The following is a 26,891-nucleotide window of genomic DNA, read 5'->3' on the forward strand; positions in this document are numbered from 1 at the left end:
TGGGATCCCACTTGAATGCACTGTCGGGATCCAACGATAAAGAACCGAACTCCAGAGGCTCTCCATGCTCCGTTCACACTTCTCTCGCAGCCTTTTTGCCGCGTCCTTCCTGTCGGTCACAGCGTCTTTTGCCTTCGCTCAATCCTGCGAACCCAAAGTCGCGGCAGGCGAGTTGATCAAGCCCGGCACGCTCGTCATGTCGACCAATCCAACGCTTCCTCCGCTCCAGTTCATCGATTCCACGGGTGATCTGAAGGGCATGCGCATCGACCTCGGCAAAGAGATCGCCAAACGCCTTTGCCTTGAGCCCGAATATGTCCGCATCGAATTCTCCGCGATGGTTCCGGGTCTGCAAGCTGGCCGCTGGGACATGATCAATACGGGCATTTTCTTCACCGAGGAACGTGCCAAGATCATGCAGATGATCCCCTATGAAGATCAGGCCATCAGCATCTCCGTGGCGCCGGATTCGAAGAAAAACGTCGCTGCAAAAGATGATCTGGCCGGCATGACGATCGGTGTCGAAATTGGTGGTTTCGAGGAAACAAAGACACGCCTTCTCGACAAGGAACTGCGTGACGCGGGCAAAGAAGGCCTGACCATCCAGACGTTCGATAATTTCGCCTTGGCCTTCCAGGCTCTGCGGGCGGGCCAGGTCCAGGGTGTCGTGTCGATCGACGCCGTCGCCAAGGAGTACGATTCTCGCGGCGACTTCAAACGGGCAATCAGCGGCCTCTACCCCGCTCCGGTTTCTGTCGCATTCAAAAGCCCGGCTTTGGCTGATGCCGTGTCTGCAACGTTGAAAGACATGAAGGCGGATGGATCTCTGAAGGCGCTCTTTGACAAATACGGCCTGCCGATGGTCGCGGGTGACTATTCGGTCAAAGGCCCCGGCCGCTGAACTGATTTCAAAGATCGTTTAGAGATGAGGCGGGGCGCGACCACGTCGCGCCAGCCCTCTTGCAGAAGGTCGTCTTCATGTCGCTTTGGAACTGGTCTGGCTTCTTCGGTTACCTGTTCAACCCCTTTATACTTGGCGGGGTGTTCACGACTGTCTGGCTCACCGTCGTCTCGTTGGTTGCGGGGCTAATTCTTGGTTTTGCCCTTGCATTGATGCGGCGATCGTCGCGGCGGGTGCCATACTCCCTTGCCAAGGCGTATATCTGGCTTTTTCGTGGCACGCCGCTTCTTGTACAGTTGATTGCGATCTACACGGCGCTTCCGCTGTTCGGCATCAAGTTCATAGAGGCGGCGTTGCTCGGATTGGCTCTCAACGAGGCGGCTTATCTCGCGGAGATCATTCGCGCCGGTATCGAAGCCGTACCGGAAGGCCAGACCAGGGCGGCGCGCGCGCTCGGCATGACGGAGCGTCAGATCATGCGCTACATCGTGATGCCGCAAGCCTTCAAAGTTATCGTTCCGCCTCTCGGCAATTCGGTGAACGGTCTATTGAAAACGACCTCCGTCACCTCCGTCATCTCGGTCGAAGAACTCCTTCGCCGGACCCAGGTTCTCATCCAGGAGCGGTTCATGGTGCTCGAACTGTTTGCGGTCGCGGCGATTTATTACCTCCTCCTCACAACACTCTGGGACTTCTTCCAGAGCCATATCGAAAAGCGTCTCGGTCAAGCCGGATCTCGGCTTTCCATTAACGAGAAGCGCTAGAACCAGGATTTTCAAATGCAGAAGACGTTCCGCGGTGTCTACACCGTGATGATTACTCCGTTGGATCCCAGCGGCGCGGTCGATCTGAAGGGGCTGGCTGCCTTCACCGACTGGCAGGTCAAGGAAGGTATACATGGCCTGATCCCTCTTGGATCGACGGGTGAATTTCTGTCGCTCAGCGAGGAAGAGCGCGATGGTGTGGCGAGGACCGTCATCGAAACCGTCGCGGGACGGGTGCCTGTTCTGATCGGCACGGGAGCGGAAGATACGCGGGAGTCCGTTCGCCTTAGCGTCAAGGCCGAGGCAATGGGAGCTGACGGCGTCATGATTATTCCGCCGTTCTATTCGACCCCAACGGATGACGAACTCGTTCACCACTACAAGAGCGTTGCGTCTGCCGTGGCCATCCCGATTATGGTCTACAACAATCCCGCGACCGCAAATGTCGACCTGACGCCGGAGTTGGTCAAGCGCATCGCCGAAATCGACGGCTGCGACTATATCAAGGAGTCCACCCTCGAAGTGACGCGCGTGCGCGATATCATCCGGCTGGCCGGCGACGATATGACTGTGTTCGGAGGTATTCTCGGGTTCGAGTCTTTCGTTATGGGTGCGCAGGGCTGGGTGGCAGTGGCTTCAAATATTGCGCCAGGACCGATGGCGCGGATCTTCGAACTTGTCGCAAATGAGAAAAAGTTCGATGAGGCAAGAGAGCTTTACCTCAAATGGCTGCCTGTCATTCAGGCGGTCGGGGGCCAGGCCTATGTCGCAGGAACGAAGTCACTGCTGACCCATATGGGATTTGGCGCAGGCCTGCCGCGTCCGCCGCGCCTGCCGTTGCCACCCGCGCAGGACGCCGCCATGAAGAGGCTGGTGGCCGATTTCGGTCTGACGTTCAGCGTCTGAGGAATTCCATGATGCCCGTCGCTTCCATAAACCAGAGTTTGAGGCCCGACGATGCGCGGGTCAGGCTCTCGGTCGACGGTCTGCAGATATTTGCCGAAAAAGGCATGTCTGTTGCCGCCGCCATCGAGGCCACGGGGCGGCATGAATTTTCCCGAGGCATCAAAGGCGACGGCCGTGGCCTCTTCTGCGGAATGGGTGTCTGTCACGACTGTCTCGTGACGATCGACGGAAAAGTCAGCCAGCGGGCCTGCATGACCACTGTCGACAATGACATGCAGGTCCTGCGCCCTGCTGCGCGGCCAGATCTTGCCACTGGTCAGATTGCCGATCTCTGCGGTGTGCCGCAGTCCTTGACGACAAGGACGATGGACGTTCTCATCGTAGGAGCGGGGCCTGCGGGGCTTGCCGCCGCGCAGATCCTTGCCGCGGCCGGCGCCAAGGTGACTGTCATTGATGAACGGCCGTCTGCCGGCGGGCAGTATTTCAAACAACCCTCGACACGGAGCGCCGCCGAGCGATTGAGTGGCGACGAGCAGGCTTTATCCGGCGCAGCGCTTATAGGGCAAGTGCGCGATCACGGCGTGATATTTCTAACCGCTACGGTGGTGTGGGGTGCCGCACGTGACGACGACGGTTCGCTTATTATCGCCTGCTATGGCCCCGGCCATGCGTTTTACTGCAAGCCGAAAATACTCATCATCGCGACGGGGGCCTACGAACGCCCAACGCCGGTGGGGGGTTGGACACTTCCTGGTGCGATGACAACAGGAGCCGCCCAGACGTTGCTGAGGAGCTACGGAACCGTGCCCGGCCGAAGGATCGTTATTGCCGGAAACGGTCCTTTGAATATGCAGGTCGCAAACGAACTTCGAAAGGCAGGAGCCTCCATAGTCGCTTTGCTGGAAGCAGCGCCGCCACCCTGGTCTCGCCCTGCAGCAGCCCTCGGCCTTCTGACAACGGATCCCGCTCTCGCCCGTCACGGATTGCACCAGATATCGTCGCTTGGGTCCGCGGGCGTCAAGATAGGCTGGAATAGCGTACTCACCTCGATCGACGGTTCGCAGCGTGTGGAGAGCGTCACGTTCGCCGGACCAGGCGGCGAGACCAGTCTCGATGCTGACACGGTCCTTATCGGCGGCAATTTCACATCCTCCAATGAGCTGTCCCGGCTACTCGGATGCGGCCATGAGGTCACTGACGGCGATCTGCGGGCAATGCGGGATCTCGACGGTCAGACAACGCTTGCCAACGTGCATATTGTCGGTGAAGCGGCGCGTTTCGGCGGCGCGCATGTTGCAATGGCAGAAGGGCAGATCGCCGCCGCCGCGATTGCGCGAAGATTGGGCTTCCTTGTCCAAACCGACGAAAGCGTGGTGAAAAGACTTGCCCGCCATAGACGGTTTCAGAGGGCGCTTTGGCAGGTCTTTGCGCCGAAGGACGATGCAAAGACAAAGACGGCAATTCCGCCAGATGATGCATTGATCTGCCGTTGCGAAGGGGTGACTTACGGTGTCTTGAGGACGCTCAGCGCAAATAGTGCGCAGGACGTTTCGACATTAAAGCGCCTGTCGCGTGCAGGCATGGGGCGGTGTCAGAGCCGCTACTGCAGCAAAGCGATCGCTGACGTCGCGAAGGAACGGCACCTCACCGGCGAGACAAGCGGTTTTCTCGCGCCGCAAATGCCACTTCGCCCTATTCCGCTGGCGGCGCTTGCGGTCGAGAAGCCGGAATGGGGCGGCCACAAGCGCGCACTTTTGCCGGAAAAGCCCCCATTGGCGAGCCCTCAAGCTTTGCCGGTGAAAGAAACGTCCACGCTGGTAATCGGCGCAGGCATTGCAGGCCTTTCGACGGCGCTTTTCCTTGCCCGGGAAGGCGAGGACGTTGTGGTAGTGGAGCGTGCTTTTGCGAACTCGCTGGCATCAGGAGGGAATGCAGGAAGCCTTCATGCCCAGTTGCTTTCCTTCGACCATGGTGCCCGTGCCGAAGGTGGCGGCGGAGCGGCCGCACAAACACTTCCCCTCCAGCGCGATTCAATCGCTCTTTGGGCCGCGCTGCAAAGCGAGCTCGGACAGGATTTCGAGATGAAGGTCACGGGCGGCCTCATGGTGGCCGAAACCGATGACCACATGCGTTTTCTGGCAGAAAAGGTCGGGGTGGAGCGCGCGGCCGGGATCGATTGCCGCTTGATCGGGCAAGAGGAACTGCGCTCCCTGGAGCCTGCCCTGTCTTCTCACTTCGTCGGTGCTGCCTACTGCTCCCAGGAGGGCAAGATCAATCCTCTCGTCGCTACGCAATATATATCGGAGGCGGCACGGCGAGACGGCGCTCAAGTCTTCGAAAATTGCGAGGTCACCGGAATAAGGACCTCGGACGACGGGTTCGAGGTCAAGACATCGAGGGGCATATTGCGGGCAAAACGGATCGTCAATGCAGCCGGAGCCTTCGCTTCAAGGATCGGCGCGATGCTCGGTATCGACGTGCCCGTATTCGGTGCTCCGCTGCAGATGGTGGTTACCGAGGCCGCCGCACCTTTGATTTCGTGTCTCGTCGCCCATGCCGACCGCCATTTGACCCTGAAGCAGGCGGCAAACGGGAACTTCATCATCGGCGGCGGCTGGACCGCAGGCCTCGATCCGGTCCATCAACATCCACGCCCGCTCCTGTCGAGCCTTGAGGGGAACCTTTGGGTTGCCCAGCACGTCGTTCCCGCTCTGCGCAAACTTCACGTCATCCGAAGCTGGGCGGCGATGAACATCAACATCGATGGTGCGCCGATCCTTGGCGAACATCCGTCAATGCCCGGGTTCTTCAACGCCGTCACTTCAAACGGCTATACGCTCGGCCCGATCGTCGGCCAGTTAACATCTCGGCTCGTTCTCGGTCGCGAGACCGATAGAGCCTTGCAACCCTTTTCCATCTCGCGTTTCCAGAAAGGCCGGGCATGATTGAGATCGCTGGCGTTACCAAATATTATGGTCAGTTCGCTGTCCTTAAGAACTGCTCGGTGAACGTCGAGCGCGGTGAGGTCGTGGTTGTCTGCGGTCCCTCGGGGTCGGGCAAATCGACATTGATCAAATGCGTCAACGGGCTCGAGCAGTTTCAGGAAGGTTCGATCCGGGTGCACGGTATCGAAGTCGGCGACCCGAAGACCGACCTGCCGAACCTTCGCACACGGGTAGGCATGGTCTTCCAGAACTTCGAATTGTTTCCGCATCTGACGATCATCGGCAATATCATGCTGGCGCAGAAGATTGTCATTGGCCGCAGCGAAACCGCGGCCCACGCGAAGGCGATGGCGCTTCTTGATCGCGTCGGGCTGACGGACCACGCGCAAAAATATCCAAGCCAACTCTCCGGCGGGCAGCAGCAGCGCGTGGCGATCGCGCGGGCGCTGGCGATGGATCCGCTCGCCATGCTCTTCGACGAGCCGACATCCGCGCTTGATCCGGAAATGATTTCCGAAGTGCTCGACGTCATGACCGGATTGGCAAAGGACGGCATGACGATGATGGTCGTCACCCATGAGATGGGATTTGCCCGCCGAGTGGCGACGCGCGTTATTTTCATCGATCAGGGCGAGATCCTCGAGGATCGTCCGAGCGAGGAGTTTTTCGCGGGCAAACACAATCCGCGGACCGAAGCTTTCCTTGGCAAAATCCTGCAGCACTGAAGGTCAGGCTTGTGAGCAACTAGCGCAGACTATTCGCCCTACGAGGGGATCGAGATCACCGGCTGGCCGATAACGACAATTGTCGCCGGAAAGCCTGTCGTCGAAAACGGCGTCCTGGTGGGTACTAAGGGCCACGGGCAATATCGGAAAGCCGCGGCGAGACAAATCAACAAACAGTCAAATCTAACAAGAGCGACATCATGAAACTGAAAATTACAGCAGGGCCATTCATCTTCGACGCTGTCCTGGAAACTGCCAGAGCGCCCAAAACCTGTGAAGCATTCATCAAGCAGATGCCGTTCGATGGTAAAATCGTGCACGTTCGCTGGTCTGGCGAGGGCGTTTGGATCCCGCTTGGCGACCATGATTTCGGCGTCGGTTATGAGAACCATACAAGCCATCCGGCCCCGGTCACATCATCCTTTACCCGGGAGGCATTAGCGAAACGGAAATCCTGCTTGCCTACGGAGGCGTCGATTTTTCATCGAAAATGGGCCAACTGGCTGGCAATCATTTCATCACAATCACATCCAATCTCGACCAACTCGCCGAGATAGGGCGCCTCACGCTGTGGGAAGGCGCGCAATCCATTCGATTTGAGGCCGTATCCTAACGCATAACCCCGAAAATCGGAATCGGTTTTCGGAAAATTATGCGCAAATTCAAAGTGCTATAGCGTTCTTTGCGCGTCTGAAAAGGCGCGCGGCGCTCTAGAGCATGATGCCGAAAAGTGTGGGCGGTTTTCGGATGCCATCATGCTCTAACTATTTAATTTAGAACAGGATTCAGATTTTAGGCCGACCCGGCCTAAAATCATCCAGCGCGAGGCGACAGGGCTGACGCCGCCGCGCCAGCAGCGGTTGGCACGTTTCCTGCGTGCTGGTTTTGGAGATTCTCTTCGAGATTTCCAAATGGTGGATGAGGCCCGAAATGTCTTTTGATTTTGACTTCGAACTTGCGAAAAGAGCGGCGCAAGAACTGCCTCCGTCGCAGAAGCAGCCAAAAGCGCGTAAGATGTCTCTTCTACAGAGGCTCATGGCTTCGCCGCCAATTCCTCCTCGTCCGTCTCTCAGTATTCTGCGCACATATAGAGATGGTGATGCGCAATGACGCTGTGATAGCCCTGTCGAACAGGTAAGGCGGTGCTGTGCCGACGGTTCCCGTCGAGGTGGCGTCATGTCTACAGATGCGGTGCGTGCGACACTTGACGAACTGTGTCGCCGGATAGTCCAGCGCGGACGTCCAACGATGAGATCACTCGCTACAAGGCGGTCGGAACGGCGTTGGCTGATCTTGCCGCCGCGACGCGCTTTAGGGAGCGAACCGCCACACTGTCGTCTTCTTGATTTCGCTGTCCTCCAGTGCCCGCGTCACCGGCACCTCATAAACCGCGCAGAATTCCAGCCGCTCTCTCGGCAGGTAACTGCGTCCGGGATCGCCGACCAGCACCCGCTTGCCGTCGGCTGCTAGCTTGGCGAACCAGGGAACGAGCGCGTCGGCAAAAGCGCGGTCGTAGAAGACGTCGCCGGCAAGCACGACATCCGCATCGACGCCCTGCCCGATCAGATCGGCGCCGGTAAATCCGAGCGAAACGCGGTTGGCCTCGGCATTCAGCCGGACTGCGGCTTCCGTCCAGGGATCGATATCGGCGGCCGTGACTTCCCGGGCACCGGCCATCATCGCCGCAATGCCGACAAGGCCGGAACCGCTGGCGAAATCGAGCACGCGCTTGCCGCGCACCGTTTCCGGATGATCGAGAACGTAGCGCGCCAGTCCCTGCCCGCCTGCCCAGGCGAAAGCCCAGAAGGGCGGCGGCAGGCCGATCGCCTCCAGCTCCTCCTCGGTCTTCAGCCAGAGCTCATGCGCCTCGCTCGCCAGATAGAGCGAAACCTCCGGCACATGCGGCGGCGACATCAGGCTGGTATTGGCGCGGATGAAGGCTTGCGGGTCGGTCTTCAACGCGGCGGATTGTCCAATCCGCCCATCCGGCAGACTTCGAGATATTCTTCCTCCGTCACCGGCTGCACCGAAAGCCGCATCGAGGTGACGAGCGCCATCTTGGCGAGCTTCTCGCTCGCCTTGACATCCTTCAGCGTCACCGGCTTCGGGACGTCCATGACGGCGCGGATATCGACGCAATCCCACTTCGGATCGCCCTTGGCGGAAGAATCGGGGTGCGACAGGGCGCAGACTTCGACGATGCCGACGATCTCCAACCCGTCATTGGAATGATAGAAGAAGCCTTTGTCGCCGATCTGCATCGCCCGCATGTTGTTGCGCGCCAGATAGTTGCGGACGCCGGTCCATTCCGTGCCCTTTTCGCCGGCAGCCTTCTGCTGCTCCCAGGACCAGGAGGCAGGTTCGGATTTATAGAGCCAGTGCGCCATGCTCACGCCTCCGGTTTGTTGAAGACCCAGTTGTAGGCCTTGACGTCGACGCTTTCGAATAGTCCGGCCTTGGCATAGGGATCGGCATCGGCAAGCGCACGCGCCGCCTCTTTCGATTCCGCTTCGACGATGATCAGGCTGCCGCAGGGCTTGCCGTCGTCATCGAGAAATGGGCCGGCGATCTTCAGCGTGCCCTCGGCATTCAGCTTGTTGAGATGCTCGATATGTGTCGGACGCGTATCCATGCGCACGTTCAGGTGTCCCGGTTTGTCCTTGCAGAGAAGGGCGAAAAGCATGTCTGTCTCCTATTCGGTGGTGATCGGACGCGTCATCAGCTGCTCTATCGCCTCTGATATATCGAGCCTGCCGTCGATGATGGCGGAAATGGCATCGGTGATCGGCATGCTGACCTTCAACTCCGCCGCAAGCCGCGAGGCGACGGAAGCGGCAAACGCGCCTTCCACCAGCGCACCCTGCAGGGGATCGGTCTTTTCGCCGCGCCCGAGCGCGATGCCGAAGCGCAGGTTTCGCGATTGATGGCTCGTTGCCGTCAGCACCAGATCGCCGAGGCCGGAAAGTCCGCGCACCGTATCCGCCTGCCCACCCTTGGCGACGACGAAACGCGACATTTCGGCAAGTCCGCGCGCAATCAGCGCCGCACGTGCGGAATCGCCGATGCCGCGGCCTTCGACGATGCCGCAGGCGATCGCCAGCACATTCTTCAGCGCGCCGCCGAGCTGCACGCCGATCCGGTCATTGGAAGCGTAGAGCCGGAAGGTCCGCCCGGAAATCGCCAGAGCGAGCCGCTCGGCGATTTCCATGTCGGCTGCAGCAATCGCCATCGCCGTCGGCAGGCCCTTGGCGATATCGGCGGCAAAACCCGGGCCGGAGAGCACGGCGATGGGATGGTCCGGAAGTTCCCGTTCCAGCATGTCGGTCAAAAGATTGCCGGTCGCCCGTTCGATACCCTTGGCACAGGTAACGACGACAGCATCCTTGGAAAGATAAGGTCCGTATTGCCGCGCCGCATCGGCCTGCGCCTGCGACGGCATCGCAAACAGCACGATGGAGGCACCAGTGATCGCATCCGCCTCGGCGGAGAATTCCAGCGTATCGGGCAGGAGAATGCCGGGCAGCACCGCATCATGCAGCCGTTCGGCCTTCAGATCGGCGATCAGGGACGGATCGCGCCCGACGAGTGTCACGGCGCTGCGGCCGGCAAGCGCGATGACGGCGGCAAGCGCCGTGCCGAAAGCCCCCGATCCGACGACGGCGATGTTTTCGCTCATGCCTTGGCCCCTCGTCTTCCGAAGCCGATCAGCGTCTCCGCATTGGAATCGAGCGGCCAGCGCGAACGCGGCTGCACGTCGAGCGGATCCGGCGCAGCGCCGGTCGCCATCCGCTCCAGTCCCGCCCAGGCGATCATCACCGCATTGTCGGTGCAGAGCCTGAGCGGCGGCGCGACGAAACGGAAGGCGTTCTTGTCGCACAACGCCTGCAGCGTGCCGCGCAGTTCGAGATTGGCGGCGACACCGCCGGCAACGACGAGCGCCGGCTTTTCACCGGTCGTCGGAAATTCGGTCTTGAACCGCTGCAGGCCGCGGCCGATACGGTCCTTCAGCGTCCGCGAAACCGCCTTCTGGAACGAGGCGCAGATATCCGCGACGTCCTGATCGCTAAGCGGCGCGATATCCTGCGCCGCCTGCCGCACCGCCGTCTTCAGGCCGGAGAAGGAAAAATCGAGCCTTGCTTCGCCGACCAGCGGCCGCGGAAAGTCGAAGCAATCGGGATTGCCGTCCCGCGCCATCCGCTCCACCGCCGGGCCGCCGGGATAGGGCAGACCGAGCAGCTTTGCCGTCTTGTCGAAGGCTTCGCCCAGCGCATCGTCGATCGTCGTGCCCCAGCGTTCGTACTGTCCGACACCACGCACCAGAATGAGCTGGGTATGGCCGCCGGAGACGAGCAGCATCAGATAGGGAAAGGAAAGCCCGTCCGTCAGCCGCGCCGTCAGCGCATGGCCTTCGAGATGGTTGATCGCATAGAGCGGCTTGCCGGCGGCTCTGGCGATCGCCTTGCCGGTCATCAACCCCACCAGCAGCCCGCCGATCAGCCCCGGCCCCGACGTGGCGGCGATGGCATCGACATCGTTGAGCGACACATTGGCGCGCGTTAGCGCTTCCTCGATCAGCTCGTCCAGCGCTTCGACATGGGCGCGTGCGGCGATCTCGGGCACCACGCCGCCATAGGCGCTATGTTCGTCGAGCTGGGAAAGCACCACGTCCGACAGCACATTGGAATGCCCCTCCTCATCGCGCTCGACGACCGCGGCGGCGGTCTCGTCGCAGCTCGTTTCGATGCCAAGGATGCGCAGAAAGGGAACCATGAAGCCTGTTCGTTCATTGCGATGGGATGGAAACCCGTTTACGAGAACTCCGGTAACAACGGAATAGAACGGATGCAAACAAAACCTTTCCGGATCGGCACGCGGGGCAGCCCGCTGGCGCTTGCCCAGGCGCATGAGGCCCGCGACAGGCTGATGGCGGCGCATCATCTGCCCGAGGACATGTTCGAGATCGTCGTGCTGACGACCAAGGGCGACCGCATCACCGACCGGTCGCTGGCCGAGATCGGCGGCAAGGGCCTGTTCACCGAGGAGCTCGAACAGAAGCTTGCAGCCGGCGAGCTCGATTTCGCCGTGCATTCCGCCAAGGACATGGCGACGAAGCTGCCCGAGGGGCTTTATCTCTCCGCCTACCTGCCGCGCGAGGATATCCGCGACGCCGTCATCGGCCGCACCGCCCGAAAGCTGATCGACCTGCCGCATGGCGCCACCGTCGGTTCCTCGTCGCTCCGCCGCCAGGCGCTGATCCGCCGCATGCGGCCGGATATCAACGTCGTCACCTTCCGCGGCCTGGTCGAAACCCGCCTGCGCAAGCTCGAACAGGGCGAGGTGGACGCGACCCTGCTGGCGCTTGCCGGCCTGAAGCGTCTCGGCAAGGTCGACGTGCTGACCGACATCCTCGACCCCGACACCTTCCCGCCGGCGCCGGCGCAGGGAGCGATCTGCATCGAAAGCCGCATCGGCGATGCCAGGGTCGACGATCTGCTGGCACCTGTTAACGATGGCCCGACCTTCGACACCGTCTCCTGCGAACGCGCCTTCCTCGCCGCACTCGACGGCTCCTGCCGCACGCCGATCGGCGGTTACGCCGTCTGCGAAGGCGACCTGATCCGGTTCTCCGGCCTCATCATCACTCCCGACGGCCGCAGCCAGCATGCGGTGACGACCGACGGCCACCGCCGCGATGCGGCGGCACTCGGCACCCGCGCCGGCCAGGACGTGCGCGCCAGGGCCGGCAGCGCCTTTTTCGACGACTGGCACTGAAGCGGCCATGCGCGTGCTCGTCACCCGCCCCGCGCATTCGGCGACGAGAACTGCACAACGTCTGCGCGATATGGGCCACGAGCCGCTGCTGCTGCCGCTGCGTCAGCCGCTGCACGACAGCGATGCCGCCGCAGACGCGCTTGCAACCACCAGCGGCGCAATCGCGGTGACCAGCGCCGAAGCCATCAGGGTCCTCTCCGCGCTCGGCGAGCAACTTCACCCGCATCTTGCCCGCCCGCTTTTTGCGGTCGGCGAAACGACGGCCGAAGAAGCGCGCAACCTTGGTTTCCGATCCATCGCCTCATCCCAGGGCAACGGCCGCGATCTCGCCGATCTCGTCGCGGCGGAGAAACCGGTCACGCTGCTCTACCTCGCCGGCACCCCGCGCGCCGAGAATTTTGAAGGAAGATTGCGAGAACTCGGCATCCGTTTTTCCGTCGCCGAATGCTACCGCATGCAGCCCGCCGTCCCCGATCCCGCCGAGATCGACGCGATCTTCGCTAACGGTTACCCGGACGCCATTCTCTTCTATTCCCGGCAGACGGCCGAGGATTTCTTCCAAGTGCCCGCCCTGCCGGAACACTGTGCAGCCCGCCTTCTATGCCTCAGCGAAGCGGTGGCGCAAGCCATTCCGGCGGCTCTGAAAAAAAGCGTCGAGATTTCACCGATGGCGGATGAGAAAAGCCTTTTGTCGCTGCTTTGAAGGCTCTAGCTGCCCAAATTTGATCTAACCTCTTCCCTTAACTGGCATCACTGTCTAGTTTCGTTGCAATGCAGGATAAAGAGGACCTCATGGTATCGGGAAACCCGCCACGCCATTCGAAGAGCGCCGACGAACCGGTCACGATCGACCTTGATGCACAGGAATTCGCCGCTGCAGCCGATACCGAAAAACCGGTAGACAATGAAACCGGCGAGGCCGACAGCACTACCGCCGATGCCGGCCTGGCGCCCGAAACCGAGACTGCGTCGCATGCCCAAGATGAAGAGAAGCCCGTGATGGATGCGCCGGAGGAGGAACCGGCAGCTCCAGAACCTCCCTTCACCCCTCCTCCTGAACAGCCCGCGCCGAAGAGCGCCGGCACCTCCGGCCCGATTGCCGCCGGCATCTTCGGCGGCCTCGTGGCGCTGCTTGGCGCCGGCGCCATCCAGTATGCGGGTTACCTCCCGGGCTCCTCCACGCCGCAGACGACATCGCCGGAGACGGCCGATCTTGCCGGCGAGATCGACGGCCTGAAACAGACCGTTGCCAACCTTGCCGCCAATCCGGTGAGCACAGATGACGGCGAGCTTGCGAAACGTGTCGCTGCGCTGGAAGCGGCTGCCAAGGCCCCCGCGGCCGGCGCGCCGGCCGATTCTGGTAACGTCGAGGCACTCAACAAGAAGATTGCGGAACTGACCGGTCAGGTCGACCAGCTGCGCTCGACGCTTGCCCAGTCTTCCGAGCAGCAGACGACGAACGGCGCCGATATCGCCAAGCGCCTCGAAGAGGCCGAAAAGAAGCTGAACGAGCCGCGCGAGGACGTCGCCGTTGCCCGGGCGATCGCGGCCGCCGCCCTGAAGGCGGCGATCGATCGCGGTGGCCCGTTCCTGGCCGAGCTCGACACCTTCGCCGGTGTTGCCCCCGACGATCCAGCCGTCGCTGACCTCAGAGCCTTTGCCCAAACCGGCGTTCCCTCACGCACCGAGCTGGTGGGCGAGGTTCCCGATGTCGCCACCGCGATCGTCGAAGCCGTCAACCAGCCGGATTCGAACCAGAGCTGGTCGGACCGGCTGATGTCGAGCGCCAAATCGCTGGTGAGCGTTCGTCCCGTCGGCAATATCGAGGGTGAAAGCGTCGAAGCCATCGCCGCCCGCATGGAGGAGAAGGTGAAGAACGGCGACCTGCCCGGCGCTTCCGCCGAATGGAACAGCCTGCCCGCCCTCGGCAAACAGGCGTCCGCCGCCTTCAAGCAGTCGCTCGAAGCGCGCATACGCGTCGAGGAACTGGTCGGCGGGGCGCTGTCGAAGGCGGTCTCAGGCACCGGCAAGGAGGGATGAGACCATGCTGATCCGTCTTGTCGTCTTCGCCCTCTTCGTGCTGCTTCTTGCCTATGGCTTCTCCTGGCTCGCCGATCGTCCCGGTGACCTCTCGCTGATCTGGGAGGGCCAGATCTACCAGACAAAGCTGATCGTCGCCGCCAGCGCAATCATCGCGCTGGTCGCCGCCGTGATGATCGCCTGGTGGTTCGTCCGGCTGGTCTGGACCTCGCCGCATTCGGTGACGCGTTATTTCCGCGCCCGCAAGCGGGACCGTGGGTATCAGGCGCTGTCGACCGGCCTGATCGCCGCCGGCGCCGGCAATGCGCTGCTCGCCCGCAAGATGGCCGCCCGCTCGCGCGGCCTGATCCGCGCCGATCAGGAACCGCTGATCAACCTGCTCGAGGCCCAGGCCGCCCTGATTGAAGGTCGCCATGATGAGGCGCGCGCCAAGTTCGAGGCCATGGCCAACGATCCCGAGACGCGCGAGCTCGGTCTGCGCGGCCTCTATCTGGAAGCCCGCCGTCTCGGAGCCAACGAGGCCGCCCGCCAATATGCCGAAAAGGCCGCCGACAACGCGCCCTATTTGCCCTGGGCCGCACAGGCGACGCTCGAATATCGCAGTCAGGCCGGCCGCTGGGATGATGCGATCCGCCTGCTCGAACAGCAAAAGGCCGCCCGCGTCGTCGAAAAGGCCGAAGCCAACCGTCTGCACGCCGTCCTCCTGACAGCGCGCGCCGGCGAGAAGCTGGAAAGCAACCCGACGGGTGCCCGCGACGACGCTCTGCAAGCGTTGAAGCTTGCCGCCGATTTCATTCCGGCAGCCCTCATCGCCGCAAAGGCGCTGTTTCGCGAAGGCGGCGTCCGCAAGGCCGCCTCGATCCTCGAACAGGCATGGAAATCGGCACCTCATCCCGAGATCGGCCAAGCCTATGTCAGGGCTCGCAGCGGCGATTCGACGCTCGACCGGCTGAAGCGCGCCGAGCGGCTGGAAGGGCAGCGCCCGAACAACGTCGAATCCCTTCTCGTCGTCGCCCAGGCAGCCCTCGACGCGCAGGAATTCGCCAAGGCTCGCGCCAAAGCGGAAGCAGCGGCGCGCATGCAGCCGCGTGAAGCCGCCTATCTGCTGTTGGCCGACATCGAAGAAGCCGAGACCGGAGACCAGGGCCGCGTGCGCCACTGGCTGGCCCAGGCGCTCAAGGCGCCGCGCGATCCGGCCTGGGTGGCAGACGGCTTCGTGTCGGACAAATGGCTGCCGGTATCCCCCGTGACCGGCCGCCTCGACGCCTTCGAATGGAAGGCGCCCTTCGGCCAGATCGAGGGTGCGCTCGAAGACGGTTCGACGCCTGCCTCGATCGAAACGGCTTTGAAGACATTGCCGCCGCTGCGTGACGTCAGGCCGGAAAGCCCGGTCAACGACCATCGCATCATTGAGCTGGAACGCGCCGCGACGATTGCCGAGGCTGTGCGCCCCACGCCGGCACCGGCACCGCCATCGGCAAAACCGAAACCCGCCGAACCGGCCGTGAGCGATAAAGCGCCGGCGCCAAGCGAGGCGAAACCTTTCTTTGGCGGACTGCCGGATGATCCGGGCGTTCGCGACCCCAGGGTGGAACCGGAACCCAAGACACGGCTCCGCCTTTTTTGAAATGGAACGAAAACCGCATGTTCGAACGCTTTCAGGCATTCTTCCAGAAGCTCACCGCCGACAGTCCTAAGAAAGGTTTCGCCCCTGATGATCCGCGCATCACGGTGGCAGCGCTCTGCATGCAGGTGATGGAGGCCGACGGTCAGATCAAAGCCAGCGAGAAGAAGCGGCTGCGCAAACTCCTGAAGGAGCAGTATGCGCTCGACGGCAAGCAGCTCGATGCTCTGATGGCGGCGGGTCTCGAGGCCGAAAGCTCCGCCGTCGACTATTATCGCTTCACCGCCGATCTGAAGCGTCATCTCAATACCGAGCAGCGGCTGGAGCTGATCGGCATCCTCTGGGACATCGTCTATGCCGATGGCGAGCGCAGCGAGATGGAAGACCATGTGATCTGGCGTATCGCCGATCTGCTCGGCGTCTCCTCACGCGAGCGCATCCAGAAGCGGCAGGAGGCCGCCGCCAGGGTGACCGATGTCCAGGTTGCACAAGATGATGCCGACTGAGCAAATCAAGAACCGCGACACGCGCCCGATCCTCATCGTCCTGCATCAGGAGCGGTCGAGCCCCGGCCGTGTCGGCCAATTGCTCGTCGAAAAGGGCTACCGCCTCGATATCCGTCGCCCGGTTCTGGGCCAGCCCCTTCCGACAACACTTGAAGACCATGCCGGCGCCGTCGTCTTCGGCGGACCGATGAGCGCCAATGATCCCGATGACTTCGTCAAGAAGGAGATCGACTGGCTCGACATTCCGCTCCGGGAAAAGCGCCCTTATCTCGGTATCTGCCTCGGCGCGCAGATGCTGGTCCGTCATCTCGGCGGCAAGGTGCAGTCGAATGCCGACGGCTCGACGGAGATCGGCTGGTATCCGCTGCACCCGACCGAGAAGGGCCGCCTGCTGATGCACTGGCCGAAGATGGTCTATCATTTCCATCGCGAGGGCTTCGAACTGCCGCGCGGCGCCGACCTGCTCGCCGAAGGCGATGCCTATCCGAACCAGGCCTTCCGCTACGACGGCAACGCCTGGGGCCTGCAGTTCCATGCCGAACTGACCCGGGTGATGATGCATCGCTGGGTCGTGCATGGCGCCCATCGCTTCATCCTGCCGAACGCCCAGCAGGGCCGCGAACATCTCGAAGGCCGCATGCTGTTCGACGCGCCGCTGAAGGCCTGGCTGACCGAATTCCTCGACATCGTCTTCGAGGGAAAGACGGCAAAGGCGACGTCTTCTATCGCTCTTCGCGCCTAAAGCGCGTCGCGCTTAGAGCATTTCCAGGAAAAGTGCGAAGCGGTTTCCGTCGGGAATTGCGTAAAACAAAAGCCTAGAGCGGTCCTGCGCTTCCGTTAAAAGCTGAACCGCTCGAGAGCCTGTCCTCAAACCGAATGCGAGGATGCGCTGGGCGCGTCGAGCGTATCGATCCGGCGCAGTTTGGGGAAACTCGACGCCCAGATCGCCGCCACGACAAGCGTCCCGACCCCGCCGATGACGACCGCCGGCACCGCGCCGAAGAGCGCCGCCATCGTGCCCGCCCTGAATTCCCCAAGCTCGTTCGAGGCGCCGACAAAGACCATGTTGACCGCATTGACCCGGCCGCGCAGATGATCCGGCGTCCAGAGCGCAATCAGGCTCTCGCGCACATAGACCGACACCATGTCGGCCGCCCCCATCAGCGCCAGCGCCGCGATCGAGACCTCGGTGTTGGTCGAGACGCCGAAGATGATCGTTCCGACGCCGAACAGGGCAACGCCGATGAACATGTAGATGCCGGCGCGATGTTTGAGTGGATAGGCGGCCAGGAAGATCGCCATGACGATGGCGCCAAGTCCGGGTGCGGCGCGCAGCAGTCCGAGCCCCCAGGGACCGAGGGTGAGGATATCGCGTGCGAAGATCGGCATCAGCGCCGTGGCGCCGCCGAGCAGCACGGCGAAGAGGTCGAGCGAGATCGCCCCGAGCACCACCTTTTCGGCGCGGATGAAACTGAAGCCGCCGAGAATCATCGCCCAGCTCTTGGTCTCGCCGGTCGTCTTCTGCACCGGTTTTGGGATCATGTAGAGAAGGGCCGCACCGAGCACCGAAAAGACCACCGCCACCGTATAGGCAGTCGGCGCACTGACGCCGTAGAGCAGACCGCCGAGCACCGGCCCGGTAATTGCCGCGAGCTGCCAGGACGACGAATTCCAGGCGATCGCATTGGAAAGATCCTGCTCCGGCACGAGATTGGGCGCCAGCGACTGCACCGCCGGCGACATGAAGGCGCGTTCGATGCCGAAGATCAAAAGCACTGCGAAAACAGGCAAGGGAGTGAAGGTCCCCATGACGGTCATAGCCAGCAGCGCCAGCGTGCAGAGCGCGCTTACCAGCGAGCAGAGGGCCGCGATCGCCCGGCGATTGTACCGGTCGGCCACCGAACCGGTGACGAGCATGAGCAGCAGCGACGGCAGGAACTGGACGAGGCCGATCAAGCCGAGATAGATCGCGCTGCCCGTCTGGTCGTACATCTGCCAGCCGACCGCGACGCTGACGATCTGCTGCGAGAAGGAAAGCAGGAAGCGCGCGAAGAAGAACCGCGTGTAGGACGAATGCCGGAACGCTGCAAAACGGTCTCCGGTGGGCGAAAACGACATGGATGTTTTCCGAGGAGACGGGCGCCGGAAGAGCTGCAAAGCCGCCCGTTAAACATGATTCACCGCGTGTTTCCACACGGCACTTGCCCGTTTAGTCGCCAATGTCTACATGTCTGTCAACAACGAATTGGAGACGATGATGTTTGCGCTGTTTCAAACCATTGATTTGGCTTTGAATATTTACACCTGGATCCTGATTGCCAGTGCCATTTTTTCCTGGCTCTATGCCTTCAATGTTATCAATTCCAGCAATCAGTTCGTCAATTCGGTCGGCACATTCCTCTATAATGTCACCGAACCGGTGCTGAAGCCGATCCGCCGCCGCCTGCCGAACCTTGGCGGCATCGATATTTCGCCGATCATCCTGCTGCTGATCATCTTCTTCCTGCGCACCTTGCTTTGGACCACGCTGTACCCGCTGGTCGCTTGAGCCGTCCCTGGAGCCTTTTCGATGACCATCTGCGCCTCGCCGTCCGGCTGACGCCGAATGGCGGGCGTGACGTGCTCGACGGCGTTGAGGCCGACGGCGAGGGTGAGGCTTTCCTGAAGGCACGCGTCACCGCCGTGACCGAGAAAGGCAAGGCCAACAAGGCGCTCATCCTTTTGATTGCAAAGTCCCTGCACCTTCCCAAGTCCAGCATCAGCCTCGTCTCGGGTGAGACCGCGCGCAGAAAAATCCTCCGGATCGACGGCGATCCGGAGGATTTGGTAAAAAAGCTCGAGATATTTTTAGGCTGAACGATCAGCCTTTCTTCTTGGCGCGCTCGACGGCTTCGAGGATGAGGTCGCCTGCTTCCTTGGAGTCGCCCCAGCCGAAGATCTTCACCCACTTGCCGGGCTCCAGATCCTTGTAGTGCTCGAAGAAATGCTCGATCTGCTTCAGCGTGATCTCGGGAAGATCGGTGTGGTTCTTCACCTTCTCATAGCGCAGCGTCAGCTTCGGCGACGGCACGGCAATGATCTTCTCGTCCTTGCCGGAATTGTCTTCCATCTTCAGGACGCCGATCGGGCGCACATTGATGACGCAGCCGGGAACCAGCGGACGGGTGCTGGCGATCAGCACGTCGATCGGGTCGCCATCTTCCGACAGCGTGTGCGGCACGAAACCATAATTGCCCGGATAGGTCATCGGCGTATAGAGGAAACGATCGACCACCAGCGTGCCGGCTTCCTTGTCCATCTCATACTTGATGGGATGACCGCCGACCGGAACCTCAACGATGACGTTGACGTCCTCAGGTGGATTATGACCGATTGAAATAGCGTCGATGCGCATAGAAAACTCCCGCGAGGTTGAATGTGCTGGCAGCCAGATAATCAGTTTCATGCGGCAACGCAACATGGCACAGCACCAATGCTTGACTGCACCGGCGCACATTCACATCTAATGGGAGATAGCCGAACGCCGACTCCAGCGTCGCGCGTCCTTTCAGACGCCAAAGGACGTCGTGGCACTTTGAATGGCCGTTCAGCTCCAGATGAAGCCGATCTTCTTCAACTGCCTGTGGTCGAAACTTTCCATGCCTTCGCAGAAATCGACGCCGCCATGATTGCGGTAGAAGTGGCTGGCGGTCTCGTTATCCTCGAGGCACCAGACGACCAGCCCGTTGCAGCCGAGCGACTTCAAGAGACGGCGCGCTTCGCCGAACAGCATCCTGCCAAGGCCGATGCCCTGATACTCAGGCCGAAGATAAAGCTCGTAAATTTCGCCTTCCTGCGGCAGAGCGCGGGCCCGGTTGAGACCGAGCGTCGCATAGCCGGCGACTGTCCCGGCAACATCGAGAACCAGCAGCGTCGCGGGTCCACGTGTTGCCTTGCGCCACCAGCTTTCGCCGCGCCGCTCGATCATCTGCGTCAGTGCGCGATGCGGAATAATGCCCGCATAGGTGTGTTGCCAGGCAAGCCTGTGTGTTTCCGATATGGCTCGGGCATCTTGCGGCTCGGCCCGCCGGACATCGATCGACAACGTCTTCATAACGTTTACTCTGGTCCCGCTAGAGGCAACTAACCATATGCACAGAGGCATTGTGATCGATTGCCCACAGACTTGATATGTGGACGACGATCAAAAGTTAACGCTTTTTTAACGATTGTCACAAGGCGGAATCGACGCGGCGCACAATAAAAAACCCCGGCGCGAAGGCCGGGGTTTTGAAGGATTTCTGTCCAGCGCCGCGCCTCTTTTCGAGAGACCCAAGACGCTGCAGCACTTTGAATGGCGCTCAGAGCGCCGCTTTCGTCTTTTCGAAACGCTTGCGATCGTTCGCGTCGAGATACATCTTGCGCAGACGAATATTCTTCGGTGTCACTTCCATCAGCTCGTCATCCTGGATCCAGGAGAGCGCGCGATCAAGCGTCATGCGGATCGGCGGCGTCAGCTTCACCGCTTCGTCCTTGCCGGCGGCGCGGATGTTGGTGAGCTGCTTGCCCTTCAGCACGTTGACTTCAAGGTCGTTGTCGCGCGAATGGATGCCGATGATCATGCCGGCATAAACCTTTTCGCCCGGCTCGATGATCATCGGGCCGCGATCTTCCAGGTTGAACATCGCATAGGCGACGGCTTCGCCGGGAGCGTTGGCGAGCAGCACGCCGTTGACGCGGCCACCGATCACACCCTTGTAGGGCTGGTAGTCGTGGAACAGGCGGTTCATGATCGCCGTGCCGCGGGTATCCGTCAGCAGCTCCGACTGGTAGCCGATCAGGCCACGGGTCGGCGCGTAGAAACGCAGGCGAAGACGGTTGCCGCCCGAAGGACGCAGCTCGACCATTTCGGCCTTGCGCTCGGACATCTTCTGCACGACGACACCGGAATGTTCTTCGTCGACGTCGACGACGACCTCCTCGATCGGCTCCAGAAGCTGGCCGTTTTCATCCTTGTGCATCACGACGCGCGGACGCGACACGGCAAGCTCGAAGCCTTCGCGACGCATGGTTTCGATGAGAACGGCGAGCTGAAGTTCGCCGCGGCCGGACACGTAGAACGAATCCTTGCCTTCGGCTTCTTCGATCTTCAGGGCGACGTTGCCTTCCGCTTCCTTGAAGAGACGGTCGCGGATGACGCGTGAAGTCACCTTGTCGCCTTCGGTGCCCGCCAGCGGGCTATCGTTGACGATGAAGGACATGGTGACGGTCGGCGGATCGATCGGCTGCGCCTGCAGCGGCTCGGTGACCGAGGGATCGCAGAAGGTGTCGGCGACCGTGCCCTTGGAAAGGCCGGCAATCGCGACGATGTCGCCCTGATGCGCTTCTTCGATCGCCGTGCGCTCGATGCCGCGGAAGGCGAGGATCTTGGAAATACGGCCAGTTTCGATCGTCTTGCCGTCGGCGTGGAGAACCTTCACCGCCTGGTTCGGCTTGATGGAACCCGAATTGATACGACCGGTGATGATGCGACCGAGGAAGGGGTTGGCTTCGAGGATCGTGCCGATCATCGTGAACGGACCTTCGTGGACGGTCGGCTCCGGAACATGCTTGAGCACCAGGTCGAGAAGCGGCGTAAGACCCTGATCCTTCGGACCTTCCGGATTGACGTTCATCCAGCCGTCGCGGCCGGAACCGTAGAGGATCGGGAAGTCGAGCTGTTCGTCGGTCGCGTCGAGATTGGCGAAAAGATCGAAGACTTCGTTGATGACTTCTTCGTGGCGGCCATCAGGACGGTCGATCTTGTTGATCGCGACGATCGGACGAAGACCGACCTTCAACGCCTTGGAGACAACGAACTTCGTCTGCGGCATCGGGCCTTCAGAGGAGTCGACGAGAACGATCGCGCCATCCACCATCGAGAGAATGCGCTCGACCTCACCGCCGAAGTCGGCGTGGCCGGGGGTGTCGACGATGTTGATGCGGACACCCTTCCATTCCACCGAGGTCGCCTTGGCGAGAATGGTGATGCCGCGTTCTTTTTCGAGATCGTTCGAGTCCATCACGCGTTCAGCGACACGCTGATTTTCCCGGAACGAGCCGGACTGCTTGAGAAGCTCATCCACCAGGGTCGTTTTGCCATGGTCAACGTGCGCGATGATCGCGATATTGCGAAGTGCCATATGTGAAATCTCTGAGGCTGGGGCGCACGCTCTAGAGGACGCGCCTATTAGTTTGGGGCGTCCATACAGTTTTTTTTGCGTTTGCGAAAGGGGGGAACGCGCAAAAGCTGCGGCAAGGCTGTCGCCCCGCCGCATCATGGCATGTCATCAAATTGTCTTAGGCGTCGCTGCCTGTCAATTCCTCGAAGGTCGAAAGTCCTTTTTTGACAAGCATCGCATCCGGGCTCGGCAGCTTGCCGCGGAAGGCCTTGTAGGCGTCTTCCGGATCGACCGAACCGCCGACGGAATAGATATTGTCCTTGAGCTTGCGCGCCATCTCGCCGTTGAAGGCGTCTCCCGTCTCCTCGAAGGCGGCAAAGGCGTCGGCGTCGAGCACCTCCGACCACATGTAGGAGTAATAGCCGGCCGAATAGCCGCCGGAGAAGATGTGCTGGAAGTGCGGCGTCGCATGGCGCATGACGATCGATTTCGGCATGCCGATCTCGGCCAACACCTCGGCCTGCACCGCCATCGGGTCCTCGACAGTCGTTCTCGTGTGAAACGCCATATCGACCAGCGCCGACGAGGTGAACTCGACGGTATTGAAGCCGGCATTGAAGGTGCGCGCTGCCAGCACCTTGTCGAGCAAGGCCTGCGGCATCGGCTCGCCGGTTTCGACATGCACGGCATAACGCTTCAGGATAGCGGGCACCGTCAGCCAGTGTTCATAGAGCTGCGACGGCAGCTCGACGAAATCGCGCGAAACGCCGGTGCCCGAAACCGAGGGATAGGTGACGTTCGAAAGCATGCCGTGCAGCGCATGGCCGAATTCGTGGAACAGCGTGCGGGCATCGTCGAGCGACAGCAGCGCCGGCTTGCCTTCCGCCGGCTTGGCGAAGTTGCAGACATTATAGATGATCGGCAATTCGCCGTGGCGGCCGTTCTTCAGCTCCAGCTTGTGCTGCGATTGCAGCGAGCTCATCCAGGCGCCTGACCGTTTCGAGCTGCGGGCGAAATAATCGCCGAGGAACAGCGCGACGAGCTTGTCCTCGCGGTCCCTGATTTCGAACACCCTGACGTCAGGGTGATAGGCGGCCACGCCCTTCTTCTCGACGGCCCGGATGCCGAACAGCCGGCCGGCCACGTCGAAGCAGGCTTCGATGATCTTCTCGAGCTGCAGATAAGGCTTGAGCTCGGCCTCGGAGAAATCGAACTTCCGTGCGCGAATCTTTTCGGCATAGTGGCGCCAGTCCCAGGGCATCACCTCGTGGTTCCGGCCTTCCTCGGCAATCAGTGCCGCGATATCGATCTCCTCCTCGCCGGCGCGTTTCACCGCCCGCGCCCAGACAGCCCGCAGCAGGCCGTTCACCGCATCCGCCGTCTTCGCCATCGTGTTGTCGAGCTTCAGCTCGGCGAAATTGCCGTAGCCAAGCAGTGTCGCCACCTGATGGCGCAGCGCCAGCGTTTCCTTGATGACGGCGCGGTTATCCGTTTCCCCTTCATTTTCGCCGCGCGCCACCCACGCCTTGAAAGCCTGCTCGCGCAGATCGCGGCGCTCCGAAAAGGTGAGGAAGGGCTCGATGATCGAGCGTGACAGCGTCACTGCATATTTGCCCTCCTCGCCGCGTTCGCGCGCTGCGGCCGCCATCGCGTCGCGAAGGAATTCCGGCAGGCCCTCGAGCTCGGCGCTGTCCGAAAGGATCAGTGCCCAGGCCTTTTCGTCGGCCAGCACGTTCTGGCCGAATTGCGTCCCGAGACCGGCAAGCTTTTCATTGATCGCGGCGAGTTTTTCCTGCTCGGCCTTGTCGAGCTTGGCGCCCGACTTGACGAAGCCTTTCCAGTGGCGTTCCAGCACGCGTGTCTGTTCGAGCGTCAGGCCAAGGCTCTCGCGGCTCTCCCAGAGCGTGTCGATGCGGGCAAAAAGCGCGGCATTCATGCCGATCTTCGAATAGTGGCGCGACATCTTCGGCGAGATCTCCCGCTCCAGCGCCTGGATCACATCATTGGTATGGGCGCCCGCCTTGTTCCAGAACAGTGACGAAACGCGCGACAGCGCGTCGCCGGCAATCTCCAGCGCCACGACCGTATTGTCGAATGTCGGCGCATCGCCGTTTCCGGCGATTTCGTCGATCTCCCTTTCATGCGCGGCAAGTGCGGCTTCGAAGGCGGCGGCGAAATCGCCGTCATCCAGGGCCTCGAAACGCGGCAGGCCGTGAAGACCGTCCCAGGTTACCAGTGCCGGATTGAAATCATGTGGAGAAGACATCGGAGAATTCCTTTTTGGCATGCAAGTGAATCGGCAATATAGGAGAGCGGCCATAGAATTGGTATGTTGCGGGGAAGGACCTTTTGCCTCGCCTGGCAAATCCGGCGGGCGCCTGTCAATCCGGTGGACAACAATTGATACGTGAAAATTAACCAATCGTTAACGATTGACGCGAATCACGCGCAAGCGCTAGTTTCCAGGTGATCTTCTTGTAAGGGGACATGCGCCATGGAAATTTTTTCTGTGCGGTCTTCTCAGAGTTTGCTTTTTAAAAACAATCCTAATAACGCAAAAAGTTCGAAGACCTCTGATATTCAAATCGAGACCAGAGCTCCCGCCCCGGCCTCGTTCCAGATCGAAGACGATGTTGGCGAAGGCCCGGATTTCACCGCGGTCAGCCCTGGGGAACTACGCAATTACGCACGCCAGGGTTTCGACAGTGGCCTGATCGATCAAAACACCTACGCCGCGATCTCCGAACCGCTGCCGATGCACGCGATCGATCCGCTCGGCAACATCATCGATCTCTCCAGCGTCACCGACGGCACCAGCTTCAATTTCCTCGATTATTACAAGAACCAGCTGCAGATCGCTATGTCGATCGGCGATGCTGGCGAGGTCCAGACGCTGAACTCTATCGTCAGCTTCCTGAATGCCTGACCTCACGCATGTTGCCCAAAAGTGCACAGCGGTTTTGGGCAACATGCATAAATCCAAGAACAAGCGCGTCGCATGTCTCGGGCACGACGCGCTTTAATCAGGCCTTGCGCCAGCCGAGCAGGCCGGGCGTTGCGTGCCAGAGCGCCTGGGCGGCAAATCCCATGAAAAGCACGCCCGAGCAGCGCACGATCAGCCGCTCATGGGCGCGATAGAAGCGCCGCACCGTACCGGCGCCGATGATGCCGATCAGGATGATGTCCGCAGTCACGAAACCGACGAACGACACGACGAGCAGCACCGGCAGCGCCTCGAAATCGAGCGCGCCGGCCGAGCCTGCTACGAGTGCGGTGAAGGTGGCAAGCGCCACCGGATAACCCTTCGGATTGGTGACGCCGAAGATCAGACCGCGGCGAAACGGCCGCTCGACCACAACAAGCGCCTGCCCCTCCGCTTTTGGCTTGGCATTGACGGCGCTCCAGCCGATCCAGGCGAGGTAGAAACCGCAGGCAAGACCGAGCAGGTCGAAAACCAAGGTTCCGATCGTCTTTGCGCCGACGATCGCGATCAGCGCCAGCGACGACCAGATGAGATCCCCGACCAGATGCCCCATCATGAAGAGGGCGCCGGCCTTGCGGCCCTGCCCGGCGCCGATGCCGAGCAACTGCAGGAAGGCGGGTCCCGGAATGAGCACGTAAAAGAGCGCCGCCAGAAAAGCGCCGAAGAGCAGGGACTGCGTCATGGAAATGCTCCGGAGGATGATGAGGGCAGACTAAGCGATCACGGCCATCCGTCAAGGGTGGTGCAGTGCCACGAAGAGTGGGATCAGGCAGCAAACGCTACCGGAGGCGGCTTTCGGCCCGAGGCGGACATCTGTCCGTTGTTGAAGGATGCGGCTTGCGCTCCAGGTCGGCTGTTAAGGTGATCTTTGCCGTCCCTTGATAGCAGACGTTGCCGGAGACCACCTTGAACAGTAACTGGAGCGGCTACCGCTGCCGTCCGACGACGGCCTATCGCTGCCGGGTCAGTCCTGATGAAAGTCGACGTCTTGTTCTCTGCTCCTGCTACGATTGGCTTTGGCGGTGCCCATGCGTTTTCGACGATCGGTGCTAACGCGGCCGGTGCGATCTTCTTCACGGATTTTACCGCTGCTTGAGCTAGTTATGAGCGACAAGCGCCAGCTCGGCTCGCGTCCACCTAGTGGTCATATTGCCGGCGCGCCTCCTCGATCACATGCCGATTTGAATCTGCCCAGGTCACCAAGGCCATGACGGGGGCGAGAAGCGACCTGCCGACTGCAGTCAGCTCGTAATCCACGCGCGGTGGGATCGTCGGAAAGTGGGTGCGACTGATCAAACCGTCGCGTTCCAATTGACGAAGCGTAATCGTGAGCATCCGCTGCGAGATGCCGTCGATCTGCCGTCGCAATGCATTGAAGCGGACCGGCCCATCCTTCAGGGCCACGAAGATGTAAAGACTCCATTTATCGGCAATGCGATCGAGGATCTCCCGAACCGGACGGCAGTCTGCGTCTTCGCTTGGGGTAGGAAACTCTATGTCATTGAGTGTCATGAATGTGCCTTCTTGCGAACAGTCAAATAGTTACCTTAATAGTGTTGGTCACAATTTGATACTACTCTATTCT

27 protein-coding genes and 3 pseudogenes are annotated in these 26,891 nt (G+C 61.1%); 18 read left to right on the top strand and 12 right to left on the bottom strand.

Annotation, left to right across the window (positions count from 1 at the left end):
- Positions 1-64 precede the first annotated feature (64 nt).
- The 8 genes and pseudogenes from RWK44_RS03030 to RWK44_RS03065 all read left to right on the top strand — a co-directional run.
- The gene (locus tag RWK44_RS03030) at positions 65-901 is read left to right on the top strand and encodes an ABC transporter substrate-binding protein (protein ID WP_222370050.1); all 837 of its coding nucleotides are present in this window, start codon (positions 65-67) and stop codon (positions 899-901) included.
- 77 nt (positions 902-978) lie between these two features.
- A complete protein-coding gene (locus tag RWK44_RS03035; protein ID WP_316028347.1) occupies positions 979-1,665 on the top strand; it encodes an amino acid ABC transporter permease in 687 nt (228 codons plus the stop codon).
- A 15-nt stretch (positions 1,666-1,680) separates the two neighbouring features.
- Positions 1,681-2,571: a 4-hydroxy-tetrahydrodipicolinate synthase gene (gene dapA, locus RWK44_RS03040; RefSeq protein WP_168283361.1), complete on the top strand. Its 891-nt coding sequence runs from the start codon at positions 1,681-1,683 to the stop codon at positions 2,569-2,571.
- An 11-nt stretch (positions 2,572-2,582) separates the two neighbouring features.
- Positions 2,583-5,516: an FAD-dependent oxidoreductase gene (locus RWK44_RS03045; RefSeq protein ID WP_410056129.1), complete on the top strand. Its 2,934-nt coding sequence runs from the start codon at positions 2,583-2,585 to the stop codon at positions 5,514-5,516.
- Positions 5,513-6,241, top strand: a complete 729-nt coding sequence (locus RWK44_RS03050) for an amino acid ABC transporter ATP-binding protein (RefSeq protein ID WP_168283360.1) — start codon at positions 5,513-5,515, stop codon at positions 6,239-6,241. Before RWK44_RS03045 ends, RWK44_RS03050 begins: the two co-directional genes overlap by 4 nt.
- Before the next feature lie 24 nt (positions 6,242-6,265).
- Positions 6,266-6,445 (top strand): annotated as a pseudogene (locus RWK44_RS03055) (hypothetical protein); the annotation flags it as partial.
- A pseudogene (locus RWK44_RS03060) lies at positions 6,442-6,854 on the top strand (DUF3830 family protein). The pseudogenes RWK44_RS03055 and RWK44_RS03060, both read left to right, overlap by 4 nt.
- Positions 6,855-7,405: 551 nt before the next feature.
- Positions 7,406-7,587 (top strand): annotated as a pseudogene (locus RWK44_RS03065) (ornithine cyclodeaminase family protein); the annotation flags it as partial.
- Here the strand turns inward: RWK44_RS03065 and RWK44_RS03070 are convergent.
- The 5 genes from RWK44_RS03070 to tsaD are packed head-to-tail and all read right to left on the bottom strand — an operon-like array spanning position 7,553 to position 11,011.
- Positions 7,553-8,200 (bottom strand): class I SAM-dependent methyltransferase, encoded by a 648-nt coding sequence (locus RWK44_RS03070; RefSeq protein WP_168283359.1) that lies wholly within the window; start codon positions 8,198-8,200, stop codon positions 7,553-7,555. The pseudogene RWK44_RS03065 and the gene RWK44_RS03070 overlap by 35 nt on opposite strands.
- On the bottom strand, positions 8,197-8,628 hold the full coding sequence (locus RWK44_RS03075) for an EVE domain-containing protein (RefSeq protein WP_003543603.1): 432 nt from the start codon (positions 8,626-8,628) through the stop codon (positions 8,197-8,199). Before RWK44_RS03075 ends, RWK44_RS03070 begins: the two co-directional genes overlap by 4 nt.
- Before the next feature lie 2 nt (positions 8,629-8,630).
- Positions 8,631-8,924 carry a YciI-like protein gene (locus tag RWK44_RS03080; protein ID WP_003543605.1) on the bottom strand — a complete coding sequence of 98 codons (294 nt, stop codon included), beginning with the start codon at positions 8,922-8,924 and terminating at the stop codon, positions 8,631-8,633.
- 9 nt (positions 8,925-8,933) lie between these two features.
- The gene (locus RWK44_RS03085; protein WP_168283358.1) at positions 8,934-9,917 is read right to left on the bottom strand and encodes an NAD(P)H-dependent glycerol-3-phosphate dehydrogenase; all 984 of its coding nucleotides are present in this window, start codon (positions 9,915-9,917) and stop codon (positions 8,934-8,936) included.
- Positions 9,914-11,011 carry a tRNA (adenosine(37)-N6)-threonylcarbamoyltransferase complex transferase subunit TsaD gene (tsaD, locus tag RWK44_RS03090; RefSeq protein ID WP_168283357.1) on the bottom strand — a complete coding sequence of 366 codons (1,098 nt, stop codon included), beginning with the start codon at positions 11,009-11,011 and terminating at the stop codon, positions 9,914-9,916. The genes RWK44_RS03085 and tsaD overlap by 4 nt, the downstream gene beginning before the upstream one ends.
- A gap of 72 nt (positions 11,012-11,083) precedes the next feature.
- On the opposite strand from tsaD, the gene hemC reads away from it, so the two are divergent.
- From hemC to RWK44_RS03120, 6 genes are all read left to right on the top strand, one after another.
- Positions 11,084-12,013, top strand: coding sequence for a hydroxymethylbilane synthase (gene hemC, locus RWK44_RS03095; RefSeq protein ID WP_168283356.1), 930 nt, complete (start codon positions 11,084-11,086; stop codon positions 12,011-12,013).
- 7 nt (positions 12,014-12,020) lie between these two features.
- The gene (locus tag RWK44_RS03100) at positions 12,021-12,716 is read left to right on the top strand and encodes a uroporphyrinogen-III synthase (protein ID WP_168255928.1); all 696 of its coding nucleotides are present in this window, start codon (positions 12,021-12,023) and stop codon (positions 12,714-12,716) included.
- A 68-nt stretch (positions 12,717-12,784) separates the two neighbouring features.
- Positions 12,785-14,053, top strand: a complete 1,269-nt coding sequence (locus RWK44_RS03105; RefSeq protein ID WP_316028348.1) for a COG4223 family protein — start codon at positions 12,785-12,787, stop codon at positions 14,051-14,053.
- A 4-nt stretch (positions 14,054-14,057) separates the two neighbouring features.
- Positions 14,058-15,680, top strand: coding sequence for a heme biosynthesis protein HemY (locus tag RWK44_RS03110; protein ID WP_131661288.1), 1,623 nt, complete (start codon positions 14,058-14,060; stop codon positions 15,678-15,680).
- A gap of 17 nt (positions 15,681-15,697) precedes the next feature.
- The gene (locus tag RWK44_RS03115; RefSeq protein ID WP_077977854.1) at positions 15,698-16,183 is read left to right on the top strand and encodes a TerB family tellurite resistance protein; all 486 of its coding nucleotides are present in this window, start codon (positions 15,698-15,700) and stop codon (positions 16,181-16,183) included.
- On the top strand, positions 16,152-16,925 hold the full coding sequence (locus RWK44_RS03120; protein ID WP_131661289.1) for a glutamine amidotransferase: 774 nt from the start codon (positions 16,152-16,154) through the stop codon (positions 16,923-16,925). The genes RWK44_RS03115 and RWK44_RS03120 overlap by 32 nt, the downstream gene beginning before the upstream one ends.
- Before the next feature lie 125 nt (positions 16,926-17,050).
- On the opposite strand, the gene RWK44_RS03125 is transcribed toward RWK44_RS03120, so the two are convergent.
- Positions 17,051-18,301: an MFS transporter gene (locus RWK44_RS03125; protein ID WP_131661290.1), complete on the bottom strand. Its 1,251-nt coding sequence runs from the start codon at positions 18,299-18,301 to the stop codon at positions 17,051-17,053.
- A gap of 139 nt (positions 18,302-18,440) precedes the next feature.
- Here RWK44_RS03125 and RWK44_RS03130 point away from each other — a divergent pair, with 139 nt between their 5' ends.
- Positions 18,441-18,731 (top strand): YggT family protein, encoded by a 291-nt coding sequence (locus tag RWK44_RS03130; protein WP_025396317.1) that lies wholly within the window; start codon positions 18,441-18,443, stop codon positions 18,729-18,731.
- Entirely contained in the window at positions 18,728-19,039 is a 312-nt protein-coding gene (locus tag RWK44_RS03135) for a DUF167 domain-containing protein (protein WP_316028349.1), read from the top strand. The genes RWK44_RS03130 and RWK44_RS03135 overlap by 4 nt, the downstream gene beginning before the upstream one ends.
- A 4-nt stretch (positions 19,040-19,043) precedes the next feature.
- On the opposite strand, the gene ppa is transcribed toward RWK44_RS03135, so the two are convergent.
- The 4 genes from ppa to RWK44_RS03155 all read right to left on the bottom strand — a co-directional run bounded on the left by ppa (position 19,044) and on the right by RWK44_RS03155 (position 24,589).
- Positions 19,044-19,577 (bottom strand): inorganic diphosphatase, encoded by a 534-nt coding sequence (ppa, locus tag RWK44_RS03140; RefSeq protein ID WP_316028350.1) that lies wholly within the window; start codon positions 19,575-19,577, stop codon positions 19,044-19,046.
- A 192-nt stretch (positions 19,578-19,769) separates the two neighbouring features.
- On the bottom strand, positions 19,770-20,276 hold the full coding sequence (locus RWK44_RS03145; protein WP_003543622.1) for a GNAT family N-acetyltransferase: 507 nt from the start codon (positions 20,274-20,276) through the stop codon (positions 19,770-19,772).
- A gap of 247 nt (positions 20,277-20,523) precedes the next feature.
- Positions 20,524-22,344: a translational GTPase TypA gene (typA, locus tag RWK44_RS03150; protein WP_025396321.1), complete on the bottom strand. Its 1,821-nt coding sequence runs from the start codon at positions 22,342-22,344 to the stop codon at positions 20,524-20,526.
- 157 nt (positions 22,345-22,501) lie between these two features.
- Positions 22,502-24,589, bottom strand: a complete 2,088-nt coding sequence (locus tag RWK44_RS03155; protein ID WP_316028351.1) for a M3 family metallopeptidase — start codon at positions 24,587-24,589, stop codon at positions 22,502-22,504.
- A 228-nt stretch (positions 24,590-24,817) separates the two neighbouring features.
- Between RWK44_RS03155 and RWK44_RS03160 the strand changes: the two genes are divergently transcribed.
- The gene (locus tag RWK44_RS03160) at positions 24,818-25,249 is read left to right on the top strand and encodes a hypothetical protein (protein WP_221940910.1); all 432 of its coding nucleotides are present in this window, start codon (positions 24,818-24,820) and stop codon (positions 25,247-25,249) included.
- Between the two features lie 97 nt (positions 25,250-25,346).
- Here RWK44_RS03160 and RWK44_RS03165 read toward each other — a convergent pair whose 3' ends face one another.
- Complete coding sequence (locus RWK44_RS03165) at positions 25,347-25,988, bottom strand: LysE family translocator (RefSeq protein WP_062941308.1); 642 nt, start codon at positions 25,986-25,988, stop codon at positions 25,347-25,349.
- A 291-nt stretch (positions 25,989-26,279) separates the two neighbouring features.
- Here RWK44_RS03165 and RWK44_RS03170 point away from each other — a divergent pair, with 291 nt between their 5' ends.
- Positions 26,280-26,402: a hypothetical protein gene (locus tag RWK44_RS03170; RefSeq protein ID WP_260684646.1), complete on the top strand. Its 123-nt coding sequence runs from the start codon at positions 26,280-26,282 to the stop codon at positions 26,400-26,402.
- A 41-nt stretch (positions 26,403-26,443) separates the two neighbouring features.
- Here the strand turns inward: RWK44_RS03170 and RWK44_RS03175 are convergent, their stop codons facing one another.
- Positions 26,444-26,818: a winged helix-turn-helix transcriptional regulator gene (locus RWK44_RS03175; RefSeq protein ID WP_077977862.1), complete on the bottom strand. Its 375-nt coding sequence runs from the start codon at positions 26,816-26,818 to the stop codon at positions 26,444-26,446.
- Positions 26,819-26,891: the final 73 nt, after the last annotated feature.

The sequence above is a fragment of the Rhizobium sp. 25PS6 genome (assembly GCF_032464655.1).
In the GTDB taxonomy this organism is placed as follows: Bacteria; Pseudomonadota; Alphaproteobacteria; order Rhizobiales; family Rhizobiaceae; genus Rhizobium; species Rhizobium laguerreae.

What these genes read in the sequence shown, in the direction of transcription:
- RWK44_RS03030 (WP_222370050.1), top strand. Translation starts at nt 65, where the DNA reads ATGCTCCGTTCACACTTCTCTCGCAGCCTTTTTGCCGCGTCCTTCCTG.
- RWK44_RS03035 (WP_316028347.1), top strand. Translation starts at nt 979, where the DNA reads ATGTCGCTTTGGAACTGGTCTGGCTTCTTCGGTTACCTGTTCAACCCC.
- dapA (WP_168283361.1), top strand. Translation starts at nt 1,681, where the DNA reads ATGCAGAAGACGTTCCGCGGTGTCTACACCGTGATGATTACTCCGTTG.
- RWK44_RS03045 (WP_410056129.1), top strand. Translation starts at nt 2,583, where the DNA reads ATGCCCGTCGCTTCCATAAACCAGAGTTTGAGGCCCGACGATGCGCGG.
- RWK44_RS03050 (WP_168283360.1), top strand. Translation starts at nt 5,513, where the DNA reads ATGATTGAGATCGCTGGCGTTACCAAATATTATGGTCAGTTCGCTGTC.
- RWK44_RS03075 (WP_003543603.1), bottom strand. Translation starts at nt 8,628, where the DNA reads ATGGCGCACTGGCTCTATAAATCCGAACCTGCCTCCTGGTCCTGGGAG.
- RWK44_RS03080 (WP_003543605.1), bottom strand. Translation starts at nt 8,924, where the DNA reads ATGCTTTTCGCCCTTCTCTGCAAGGACAAACCGGGACACCTGAACGTG.
- RWK44_RS03085 (WP_168283358.1), bottom strand. Translation starts at nt 9,917, where the DNA reads ATGAGCGAAAACATCGCCGTCGTCGGATCGGGGGCTTTCGGCACGGCG.
- tsaD (WP_168283357.1), bottom strand. Translation starts at nt 11,011, where the DNA reads ATGGTTCCCTTTCTGCGCATCCTTGGCATCGAAACGAGCTGCGACGAG.
- hemC (WP_168283356.1), top strand. Translation starts at nt 11,084, where the DNA reads ATGCAAACAAAACCTTTCCGGATCGGCACGCGGGGCAGCCCGCTGGCG.
- RWK44_RS03100 (WP_168255928.1), top strand. Translation starts at nt 12,021, where the DNA reads ATGCGCGTGCTCGTCACCCGCCCCGCGCATTCGGCGACGAGAACTGCA.
- RWK44_RS03105 (WP_316028348.1), top strand. Translation starts at nt 12,785, where the DNA reads ATGCAGGATAAAGAGGACCTCATGGTATCGGGAAACCCGCCACGCCAT.
- RWK44_RS03110 (WP_131661288.1), top strand. Translation starts at nt 14,058, where the DNA reads ATGCTGATCCGTCTTGTCGTCTTCGCCCTCTTCGTGCTGCTTCTTGCC.
- RWK44_RS03115 (WP_077977854.1), top strand. Translation starts at nt 15,698, where the DNA reads ATGTTCGAACGCTTTCAGGCATTCTTCCAGAAGCTCACCGCCGACAGT.
- RWK44_RS03120 (WP_131661289.1), top strand. Translation starts at nt 16,152, where the DNA reads ATGTCCAGGTTGCACAAGATGATGCCGACTGAGCAAATCAAGAACCGC.
- RWK44_RS03125 (WP_131661290.1), bottom strand. Translation starts at nt 18,301, where the DNA reads ATGTCGTTTTCGCCCACCGGAGACCGTTTTGCAGCGTTCCGGCATTCG.
- RWK44_RS03130 (WP_025396317.1), top strand. Translation starts at nt 18,441, where the DNA reads ATGTTTGCGCTGTTTCAAACCATTGATTTGGCTTTGAATATTTACACC.
- ppa (WP_316028350.1), bottom strand. Translation starts at nt 19,577, where the DNA reads ATGCGCATCGACGCTATTTCAATCGGTCATAATCCACCTGAGGACGTC.
- RWK44_RS03145 (WP_003543622.1), bottom strand. Translation starts at nt 20,276, where the DNA reads ATGAAGACGTTGTCGATCGATGTCCGGCGGGCCGAGCCGCAAGATGCC.
- typA (WP_025396321.1), bottom strand. Translation starts at nt 22,344, where the DNA reads ATGGCACTTCGCAATATCGCGATCATCGCGCACGTTGACCATGGCAAA.
- RWK44_RS03155 (WP_316028351.1), bottom strand. Translation starts at nt 24,589, where the DNA reads ATGTCTTCTCCACATGATTTCAATCCGGCACTGGTAACCTGGGACGGT.
- RWK44_RS03160 (WP_221940910.1), top strand. Translation starts at nt 24,818, where the DNA reads ATGGAAATTTTTTCTGTGCGGTCTTCTCAGAGTTTGCTTTTTAAAAAC.
- RWK44_RS03165 (WP_062941308.1), bottom strand. Translation starts at nt 25,988, where the DNA reads ATGACGCAGTCCCTGCTCTTCGGCGCTTTTCTGGCGGCGCTCTTTTAC.
- RWK44_RS03170 (WP_260684646.1), top strand. Translation starts at nt 26,280, where the DNA reads ATGAAAGTCGACGTCTTGTTCTCTGCTCCTGCTACGATTGGCTTTGGC.
- RWK44_RS03175 (WP_077977862.1), bottom strand. Translation starts at nt 26,818, where the DNA reads ATGACACTCAATGACATAGAGTTTCCTACCCCAAGCGAAGACGCAGAC.